General features: G+C 63.7%; 8 protein-coding genes and 1 pseudogene. 6 read left to right on the top strand and 3 right to left on the bottom strand.

All coding sequences use genetic code 11. The features are described 5' to 3' along the window. A partial coding sequence (locus ACTHNE_RS02505; RefSeq protein ID WP_440268512.1) for a hypothetical protein occupies positions 1-369 on the bottom strand: 369 nt, incomplete at its 3' end. A gap of 160 nt (positions 370-529) precedes the next feature. Here ACTHNE_RS02505 and pdxR (ACTHNE_RS02500) point away from each other — a divergent pair. From pdxR (ACTHNE_RS02500) to ACTHNE_RS02490, 3 genes are all read left to right on the top strand, one after another. Continuing rightward, positions 530-2,062 (top strand): MocR-like pyridoxine biosynthesis transcription factor PdxR, encoded by a 1,533-nt coding sequence (gene pdxR / locus ACTHNE_RS02500; protein ID WP_440268511.1) that lies wholly within the window; start codon positions 530-532, stop codon positions 2,060-2,062. An 87-nt stretch (positions 2,063-2,149) separates the two neighbouring features. Next, a complete protein-coding gene (locus tag ACTHNE_RS02495) occupies positions 2,150-4,276 on the top strand; it encodes a prolyl oligopeptidase family serine peptidase (RefSeq protein ID WP_440268510.1) in 2,127 nt (708 codons plus the stop codon). Positions 4,277-4,628: 352 nt separating this feature from the next. Next, positions 4,629-5,480, top strand: coding sequence for a 2OG-Fe(II) oxygenase (locus ACTHNE_RS02490; RefSeq protein ID WP_324941566.1), 852 nt, complete (start codon positions 4,629-4,631; stop codon positions 5,478-5,480). Between the two features lie 70 nt (positions 5,481-5,550). Here ACTHNE_RS02490 and ACTHNE_RS02485 read toward each other — a convergent pair whose 3' ends face one another. Beyond that, positions 5,551-6,051, bottom strand: a complete 501-nt coding sequence (locus ACTHNE_RS02485) for a hypothetical protein (protein ID WP_440268509.1) — start codon at positions 6,049-6,051, stop codon at positions 5,551-5,553. A 223-nt stretch (positions 6,052-6,274) separates the two neighbouring features. Here ACTHNE_RS02485 and pdxR (ACTHNE_RS02480) point away from each other — a divergent pair, with 223 nt between their 5' ends. Both pdxR (ACTHNE_RS02480) and ppa read left to right on the top strand, forming a co-directional pair. After that, positions 6,275-7,708, top strand: coding sequence for a MocR-like pyridoxine biosynthesis transcription factor PdxR (pdxR, locus tag ACTHNE_RS02480; protein ID WP_440268508.1), 1,434 nt, complete (start codon positions 6,275-6,277; stop codon positions 7,706-7,708). 121 nt (positions 7,709-7,829) lie between these two features. Beyond that, positions 7,830-8,363 carry an inorganic diphosphatase gene (gene ppa, locus ACTHNE_RS02475; RefSeq protein WP_440268507.1) on the top strand — a complete coding sequence of 178 codons (534 nt, stop codon included), beginning with the start codon at positions 7,830-7,832 and terminating at the stop codon, positions 8,361-8,363. Positions 8,364-8,496: 133 nt separating this feature from the next. Here ppa and ACTHNE_RS02470 read toward each other — a convergent pair whose 3' ends face one another. Then, positions 8,497-9,450 carry a LysR family transcriptional regulator gene (locus ACTHNE_RS02470; RefSeq protein ID WP_440268506.1) on the bottom strand — a complete coding sequence of 318 codons (954 nt, stop codon included), beginning with the start codon at positions 9,448-9,450 and terminating at the stop codon, positions 8,497-8,499. Positions 9,451-9,549: 99 nt separating this feature from the next. On the opposite strand from ACTHNE_RS02470, the pseudogene ACTHNE_RS02465 reads away from it, so the two are divergent. Continuing rightward, positions 9,550-9,696 (top strand): annotated as a pseudogene (locus tag ACTHNE_RS02465) (MFS transporter); the annotation flags it as partial.

Genomic DNA, 9,696 nt, shown 5'->3' with positions numbered 1-9,696 from the left:
ATGGCCGGTGACGGTGGGAAAGAATGCCGAGCAACTCCAGTTTTCGCCCAGCGGATCGAGCTGCGCGGTCTCCGCGATGCCCACCAGCACGCCGTAGTCGTTCTTCACCGGCCAGGTGATGGCGCTGTTGGCGCCGCCCAGCGTGCCCAGATCGAGCGGCGCGCCGTTCAACCAGAGCGTCGCATGCATGCGCTGGTCGCCGGCAAGGTTGGCGTAGCCGCTGACCAGGCCAAGTCGATTGATACTGATGCCCGCGCTGGACGTACCGCCCAGCGAACCGAGATTGCGCACCTGATAACTGCCGGCCATTGCCGCCGACGCCGTCATCACGCAGCAAGCCGCCACCATCACGCTCGTATAACGACGCATGGGATGCTCCTTTCTTCACGTTGTAGGGTTGAATCACCCGTGGGGACGAACGGCCCCAGCGTGGCCGTTGTGGCGATCGGCTGAAAGCGCCACTTTTGCGATGCCGGCTGGTCCGGTCCGCGCCGATGCTGGCAGGTCCGCTCCGCGCTATAGTCCCGACATGCGCCGCTGGGGACTGACCATTGCGCTCGATCCGCATCGCGAACTGCCGATCTTTCTGCAGCTCGCGCAGACGATTGCCGACGCCATCCGGCGCGGCCGACTCAAACCCGGCGAAGCACTGCCCGGCACGCGCGCGCTGGCCGAACAACTCCGTTTGAATCGCAACACCGTCGTCGCCGCTTACGAGGAACTTGCCGCGGAAGGCCTGGTGCATACGCGCGTCGGCGGCGGTACGTTCGTCGCACCATCGCTGCCGGCGCCAACGCACGCGGCGCCAGCGGCGAACGACGCACCCACCTTCGCACTCGCCGAACGCATGCATGCGGTTCCCGCCGTGCAGATGCCGCCCCCGGGCAGCTTGATGATCGCGCACAGCCTGCCGGACACGCGTCTGTTTCCCGCCGAAGCGCTTACCCGCGCATTCCGCCGCGCAATCGTGCAGCGCGGCCGCTCGTTGATCGGCTATGCGGAACCTTGCGGCCATCCGCGTCTGCGCGAGGAGTTGGCGAAGATGTTGCGCAGTACGCGCGCGCTGCCCGCCACGGCAGATTGCTTGATGGTGACGCGCAGCCTCGAGCAAGGCATCGATCTGGTCGCGCGCATGCTGCTCAAGATCGGGGACGCGGTGGCGGTGGAAAGCTTCGGCTACCCGCCCGCATGGAGCGTGCTTCGGCTGGCCGGTGCGCGTTTGCTGCCGGTGCCGGTGGATGACGAAGGCATGGATGTGAGTGCGCTGGAAGATGCATTGAAGCACCAACGCATTCGAGCGGTGTTCCTCACGCCGCACCATCAGTTCCCTACCGCGTGCGTGATGTCGGCCGCGCGTCGCAAGCGGCTGGCGGCGCTGGCGACGCAACATCATTTCGCCATCATCGAAGACGACTACGACCACGAATTCCATTACGCCGGCAAACCGGTCCTGCCGATCGCCACAGGGCCCGGTCATAGCAACGTGATCTACATCGGCTCGCTGTCCAACTTGTTCGCGCCGGGCATCAGTACCGGCTTTATCCATGCACCGCCCGCGGTGTTCGGTCATCTTGCGGGCTTGCGTGCGGCCAGCGATCCGCGCACTGATGTGGCGATGGAATGCGCCATCGCCGAATTGTTCGAAGATGGCGAATGGCTGCGTCATATGCGCCGCATGCGACGCACCTACGCCGCACGCCGTGATGTGCTCGCCAACACATTGCAGCGTTATCTGGGCGGTGCCGTGCAGTTCCGCATTCCCGACGGTGGCCTGGGGTTGTGGGCGCGCGTGGATGACGCTATCGATATCGATCGCTGGAGCGTGGAAGGCGAACGCGAGGGCGTGCAATTCTTTGGCGCCAGACGCTACGATTTCCATCAGCGCGACCAACCGTATCTGCGCCTGGGTTTCAGCTATCTGGATGAGATCGAACTGGAAGAAGCGGTGCGACGCATGGCCCGCGCCCTGGCGCGAGTAGCCACGCAACGGCCGCTCAAGACCGCTCGAACGACCGCGGCCGCTTCGACCGAATACGCCACCGGCACCACCGCACAAACCTGACTTCCCCCACTGGCGTTTTCGCCATGAACATGCATGCTGATGGCTTCGCGCGAGGGCTCGCCCTGCGCCTCACCACGGAGCGGAAGCATGCGCTTGAAGGCACCCATACAACTGGTTCTGGCGTTGGCCGTCATAATGGGCGGCATGAGCCAAGCCCATGACACCTTGACCCCCGGCGCGACCGCAAACGTCGACGACCCTTATCTCTGGCTGGAAGACATCCACGGCGCACGCGCGATGGACTGGGTGAACGCCCAGAATGCCATCACCGAAAAGCAGTACGCCGCCAATCCCGACTTCACGCGCACGCGCGACCGCATCCTGGAAGTGCTCGATTCGGACGCACGCATTCCGTACGTCGAACGCCGCGGCGGCTACCTCTACAACTTCTGGCAGGACAAGGCCCACCCGCGCGGACTTTGGCGCCGCACCACGCTGGAGGAATACCGCAAGGCCGAACCCAAGTGGGACGTGCTGCTGGATATCGACGCGCTCAACAAGGCCGAAGGCAAGCGCTGGGTGTTCAAGGGCAGCGACTGCCTGAAACCTGATTACCAGCGCTGCCTGCTGAACCTCTCGCCCGACGGCGGCGATGCGGTGGAAGTGCGCGAGTTCGATATTCCGAGCAAGTCCTTCGTCAAGGACGGCTTCGTGGTACCGGTGGCCAAAACGCAGGTCGGATGGATCGACGAAAACCACATTTACGTCGGCACCGATTTCGGCCCGGGTTCGATGACCACCTCCAGCTACCCGCGCATCGCCAAGGTATGGACGCGAGGCACGCCGCTCAGCGCCGCCACCACCGTGTACGAAGGCAAGATGGAAGACCTCACGGCGAGCGCGTTTCACGATCGCACGCCGGGCTTCGAACGCGACTTCGTCACCGTCGCCCACGATTTCTTCCATAGCGACATGTATCAGCTCAAGGACGGCAAGCTGATCCATCTGGACGTACCAGCCGATGCCGCGAACGTGGATGCACATCGCCAATGGCTGCTGGTGCAGCTCCGCAACGCGTGGACGGTGGGCGGCGCCACGTATCCTTCCGGCGCACTGATCGCCATCAAGTACGATGCCTTCCTAGCCGGCAAGCGCACCTTCACCACCTTGTTTGCGCCGGACGAACACACGGCGCTGTCAGGTTATGCGTGGACGCGGCATCACCTGATTCTCGACGTGATGCAGGACGTAAAAAGCCGCCTCGACGTACTGACGCCCAAAGACGACGGCGACTGGGCGCGCGAAGGCATGCCCGGCGCACCGACGTTCAGCACCGTCTCCGTGATCGATACCGACCCGGACCACAGCGACGAATACTGGCTGAGCGTGGCCGGCTTCCTTTCGCCCTCCTCCCTGCAGCGCGGCGTGCTGGGCGAAGGCAAGGCGCAATTGATCAAGCAGAGTCCGGCGTTCTTCGACGCATCGAAGTTCGAAGTAAGCCAGCACTTCGTCACCTCCAAGGACGGCACGCAGGTGCCGTATTTCGAGATCGCGCCGAAGAACCTGAAACTGGACGGCAGCCATCGCACCCTGCTGTACGGCTACGGCGGTTTTGAAATATCACTGCAGCCGCACTACAGCGGCAGCATCGGACGCGCCTGGCTGGAGCGCGGTGGCGTGTACGTCATCGCCAATATCCGCGGCGGCGGTGAATACGGTCCGCGTTGGCATCAGGCCGCGCTGCAGGCGAACCGCTTGCGCGCGTACGAGGATTTCGCGGCCGTGGCCAGCGATCTGATCAAGCGCGGCGTCACCTCGCCCCAGCACCTGGGCGCCGAAGGCGGCAGCAACGGCGGTCTGCTGATGGGCAACATGCTTACGCTGTATCCGCAACTGTTCGGCGCGATCGCCTGCGAAGTGCCGCTGCTGGACATGAAGCGCTACGTGCATCTTTCCGCGGGCACATCGTGGATCGCCGAATACGGCAATCCGGACGATCCCAAGCAGTGGGCGTTCATCAAGACGTTCTCGCCCTACCAGAACGTAAAACCCGATACGGCCTATCCCGCGGTACTGTTCTACACCGCCACCAGCGATGACCGCGTCGGCCCGGTGCAGGCGCGCAAGATGGCGGCGAAGATGCAGGGCATGGGCTACAAGAACGTGTGGTTCTACGAAAATACCGAAGGCGGCCATGGCGCCGGCGCCGACAACAAGCAATCGGCGCATATGCATGCCCTGGCGTATGAGTTCCTGTGGGATCGCTTGAAGTGACATATCGCCACGCCCTCTTCCAACCAGGAGAGGGCATGGCAGCAGCACGAGTTAAGGCAACACTGATCAAGTATCGCCGTCGTCATGGTGCCTGGAAGGCTCGCAGGCTGTGTTGCGTGGCGCCGGGAAGACTGGCCGTCTTGCCAAGCCGCGCGGCGCAGCCTGCGGGCCTTCCAGGCATCACCCCATCATTTACATTCAATACGTGGGGCCAGCCCTGTCTGTCCGCATGCCTTCGGCCCGCCGTCTCGACGATGCGCCAGTCTGCCTTCGCCGACGGCCCTGTGGCCTGCGAACAGACAGAGCTGGTGACGGCGGCGATACTTGATCAGTGTTGCCTTAAAATCGCCGCATGAAATCGCAGCTTCCGATACGCCCTGAACTCCGCGAATGGATATTGAGCACCACGCGCGACGGACACAGCGTCGACACCGTGCTCAAGATGATGCAGGAAACCGGCTACGACCCGCGACAGAGCCGCAGCATCGTGGCCACCGTGCTGAACATGCCGATTTCGGCGCTCGATGCGCACACCCAACCGGCCAGAACGCAAGGCCGCCGCACGCGGCATCCGGAAGCACCGCAGGTCGTCGTCGGCGAGCGCACCATCCACGTGGGCTTGAGCATGGAATCGCCGGCGTTGCGGGTGCTCAACGATTTTCTTTCGGCCCAGGAGTGCGCGACGCTGATCGAACAGGCCGGACCGCGCCTGCAGCGCGCCAAGACAGTCGACAGCGCAGGCATGCAGCAGATCGATGCCCGCCGCACCAGCGAGGGCATGTTCTTCACGATCGGTGAAACGCCGCTGATCAGAGAGATCGAACAGCGCATCGCCACGATGCTCGGCATGCCGGTCGATCACGGCGAAGGCCTGCAGGTGCTGCATTACCTGCCCGGCCAGCAATACGAACCGCACTACGACTGGTTCAATCCGGAGCATCCCGGTTTCGCCGCCATTACCGCCAAAGGCGGCCAACGCATCGCCAGCCTGGTGATATACCTCAACACACCGGAAGCCGGCGGCGGCACGGCGTTTCCGGAAGTTGGCGTGACGGTGACGGCGCTGCGCGGTTCGGCCGTCTATTTCGCCTACGACACCGGCGACATGGCGTCGCTGCATGCGGGGCTGCCGGTGCAGAAGGGCGAGAAGTGGATTGCGACGAAGTGGTTGCGGGAGCGGCCGTTTCAAAAATCGTCCCGCTGAAACCTCGAACGCCTCGCAGAAACCCAACGTCATCGTGCCTGCAGATGGCGACGTTGGGTTTTCGCTGCGCTCAACCCAACCTACGATAGATGCGTCGTGCGCTGAGTGCGATGGCTATACCGATGATCAGGTGCAGCACGATGCTGCTTGCGATCCAGCTCATGACTACCGGTGGTCTCGGCACCGCCGACAAAGGCACCACGATCAGGTTCATCACGATAAAGAGCGTCGCGCCATAAAGCGTGCCGTACAACCACGGTCGCTGGACCAGCGCCGCCATTCGTCTAGCAGCGACGTAATACACGCTCACCATCACTGCCATGATCCCGTAGTTCAGCAGCACGCCCAAGCCTACTGTATTGCCACCACCAAGAAACGCACGCTTACCCAGCAAACCCGCGGCGACGTTCTGTACGACGCGTGACGCTGGCACGCCGAACAGCGTGTGCCAATAGGTGCAGGCGAACAGCAGATCCACCGTGGCCAGCAGCAACGTGACAACTGCCACGGAAATCACCAACTGATGGTTGCGCACATACTGCGGCGCGCCGGAATCAACAGGTACGGACATGACGTTTACTCGATAAGGAAAGGTCCCGCGGAGCAGTGGTGAGGGCACTGCTCCGCGGGGACGCGAGGGATACACCGTCGCCGCCGGGTTCGCCTGCCTGGGGAGGGTCGGACGAAAAGGTCTCGCTATCTGGCCCTGCGACCCGAGTGAGACTAGGCAGGTCGGCACATTCCCTCCATAACCAATTGCCCGTATTTTCTTAGAGCCATTGGGAGGGCACCGGGTGTATCTAGAACTCGACGGCCGTGGGCCGCTCTACGATCAGCTGACGCGCGCGTTGAAGGCATCCATACTCGATGGGCGCATCGCGGCCGGCACGCAATTGCCGCCTACGCGCGAATTGGCGCAGGAGCTGGAAATTTCACGCACCACGGTGCTGGCCGCCTACGAACAGCTGCGCGCCGAAGGGTTCATCGACGGACGGGTTGGATCGGGCAGCTTCGTCAGCCAGCTGCAAACCAGGCCATCGGTGCCGCCCAACCGCGGCCCCATCGATGCGCCTTCGCGCTATGCGCAACGGGCACGCGCCGCGTGCAACTGGGAGATCCCGCGCCTGCATCGCGGGTTGCGCTACAACCTGGAATACGGCTATCCGATGATCAACCCCGCGCTGCATAACGCGTGGGGCCGCGAACTTGCCCGCGCGGCGGCGTATACGCGCCTCAACGCCATCGAAGCGGCCGGATTGGGCGTGCTGCGCAAGCAGACCTGCGATTACCTGGCGCGCCGGCGCGGCATACAGGCGCAGCCCGAAGACATATTGATCGTCAGCGGCACGCAGCAGGCGATCAATCTTGTCGCGCGTGTGCTGGTGAACGAAGGCGATCCGGTGGTGCTGGAGGAGCCCCACTATTTCCTGGCGCACCAGGCGCTGATCGCGCACGGCGCCGAGCTCGTGGCGGTGCGCACGGACGAGCACGGCTTGGTCTGCGACGAACTGCCCGCGCAAGCGCCACGCCTGATCTACGTGACGCCTTCGCATCATTTCCCTTCCGGTGCCCTGCTCTCCATGCAGCGCCGCCTGGACCTGCTGCATTACGCCGAACAGCAGCAATGCTGGATCCTGGAAGACGACTACGACGGCGAATTCCGCTACGACGCGCATCCGCTGGCGGCCTTGCGCTCGCTCGACGAACAGGATCGCGTGATCTATGTGGGCACCTTCTCCAAGGTGATGTTCGGCGGCCTGCGGCTGGCCTACATGGTGATGCCGGCGGCGCTGCGCGCGGATCTGATCAACGCCAAATACCTGGGCGACATGGCCTGCCCGGTGATCGAACAGGCCGCCTTGGCGCGCTTCATGGAAGACGGCGGCTTCGAGCGGCATCTGCGCGCCTCACGCAAGGAACTCAAGGCGCGCCGCGAAGCCTTGATCGCCGGGCTGAAAGAGCATGCGCACGAGCGTGTCGAGATCGTCGACACACCCGCCGGCATGCATCTTTTGGTGTGGCTGCGCGACTACGATGTGGCGCGGCGCGAGGCCTTGGTCGCGTATGCGCACGACCATGGCCTGGGCCTTCACCCGGTCAGCCCGCTGTACCTCCATGCGCCGGAACGGCAAGGCCTGCTGCTGGGCTATTGCAGCCTGTCCGTCAATGAGTTGCGCGAGGCGACGCGACTGTTCGGGCAGTGTCTGGATCGCATGGAAGCTGCCTGAAACATGCCGATCGGGCGCGGCCCGGCAACGAAAAGTCATGAGCCCGCGTGGTGCGCCGCGACAAGCTTTGCCTTATGCTGAGCGGCTTTCCCCGCTTTGGCTAAGAAGTAAGGAGTGCCCCATGGGCCTGGATATGGTTAGCGCCGGCCGCGACGTGCCGAACGAGATCAACGTCGTCATCGAGATCCCCAAGGACGCCGAACCCGTCAAGTACGAGGTGGACAAGGAAAGCGGCGCGATTTTCGTCGATCGCATTCTTTCCACCCCGATGCGCTATCCGTGCAACTACGGCTATGTGCCGGGCACCCTGGGCGGCGACGGCGACCCGCTGGACGCGCTGGTGATCCTGCCGCTGCCGCTGGTGCCGGGCTCGGTGATCCGTTGCCATCCAGTCGGCATGCTGAAGATGACCGACGAAGCCGGCTCCGACGAGAAGCTGGTGGTGATCCCGTCCAAGAAGATCTTCCCCGGCTACGCACACATCGAGGACATCAACGGCGTGTCCGGTCACTGGCTGGAGCGCATCGGCCACTTCTTCGAGCACTACAAGGATCTGGAGAAGGGCAAGTGGGTGAAGGTCGAGGGTTGGGTTGGCGCGGCTGAGGCCAAGGCGGAGATCATTGCCGGCGTGGAGCGCAGCAAGGGCAAGGCCTGATGCAAGTTTCCCCTCTCCCCTCCAGGGAGAGGGCCGAGGTGAGGGGACAATCTTGCGAGAATGTCTCTCTCGCCCAGGCCATACATAGTGATTTGTTCGAAGCAATAGCGAGGACCATCGCAAGGTTGGCCCCTCACCCCAACCCTCTCCCCAGAGGAGAGAGCGAGCTGGAGTCCAACCCCCGCTCCCACGGCGGCACCTCGCCAAACTGCTCCGCCAGGAAATCCACGAACGCCCGCACCCGCAACGGCACCAGCCGCCGCTGCGGCGTTACCGCATAGATGCCGGTATCGGCGATCGCGTAATCGGGCAACACCACCTTCAATCGCCCCGCGCGCAGATCCTCGCAAATATGCCAGGTGGAATGCTGCGCAATGCCCAGCCCCGCCAGCGCCGCGTCACGCAGCAATTCGCCGAGCGTGGATTCCAGCCGGCCGTTCACCCGCACGGTATGCAGCTCGCCTTGTGCGTCATGCAGCCGCCAGATGTCCTGGCGGCCGTGGGTTCCCACCAGCATCACGCATTCATGCCGAGCCAGATCCTCCGGTGTTTTCGGTGTACCGAAGCGACGTAGATAATCCGGCGACGCGCATAGCACGCGCCGGTTGCGCGCCAGCTTGCGTGCCACCAGGCGCGAGTCGTGCAAGGCACCGATGCGGATGGCCAGATCGAATCCCGCGCTGACCAAGTCCTGCAATTCGTCGGCTAGGTGCACGCTCAATCGCACGCGCGGATAGCGCGCCATGAAGGCCGGCAGCAGCGGCGAGACGTATTGGCGTCCAAACGATGCGGAAGCGGTGACGCGCAAGGTACCCGTCACATCGGCCGCGCCCTGGCGCAGACCCGAGGTGAGCGCTTCGAGATCTTCCACCAGCGTTCGTCCCTGCTCGGCCAGCGCCAGCCCTTCCGGCGTGGGATGCAAGCGGCGCGTGGTCCGATGCAGCAAGCGCACGCCCAGATGCTGTTCCAGTCGCTTCAAACGTTGGCTGGCGACGGCCACGGAAAGATCGAGGCTGCGCGCTGCGGCGCTGATGGAACCTTGATCCAGCACGCGCAAGAACAGGATGAGGTCGCCGACGCGGTCCATTTTCAATGATCCATTGAAAGTGATTCGCCATCTTGGCGGTTTTTGAAAAGGATGCAAGCACCTAGGCTGCGCTCCATCGCTATGCCACGGAGCCCCCGCATGACTTCCCCTTCCCGCGCCATGCCGGCGGCACTGTACGCGCTGGCTGCCGGCGCCTTCGGCATCGGCACCACCGAGTTCGTGATCATGGGTTTGCTGATCCAGGTGGCCGCCGATTTGAAAGTGACCATCGCCACCGCCGGCCTG

It is taken from the genome of Dyella sp. (assembly GCF_051954575.1).
Taxonomy (GTDB): domain Bacteria; phylum Pseudomonadota; class Gammaproteobacteria; order Xanthomonadales; family Rhodanobacteraceae; genus Dyella_B.
This window is presented reverse-complemented; position numbering and strand designations above follow the sequence as displayed.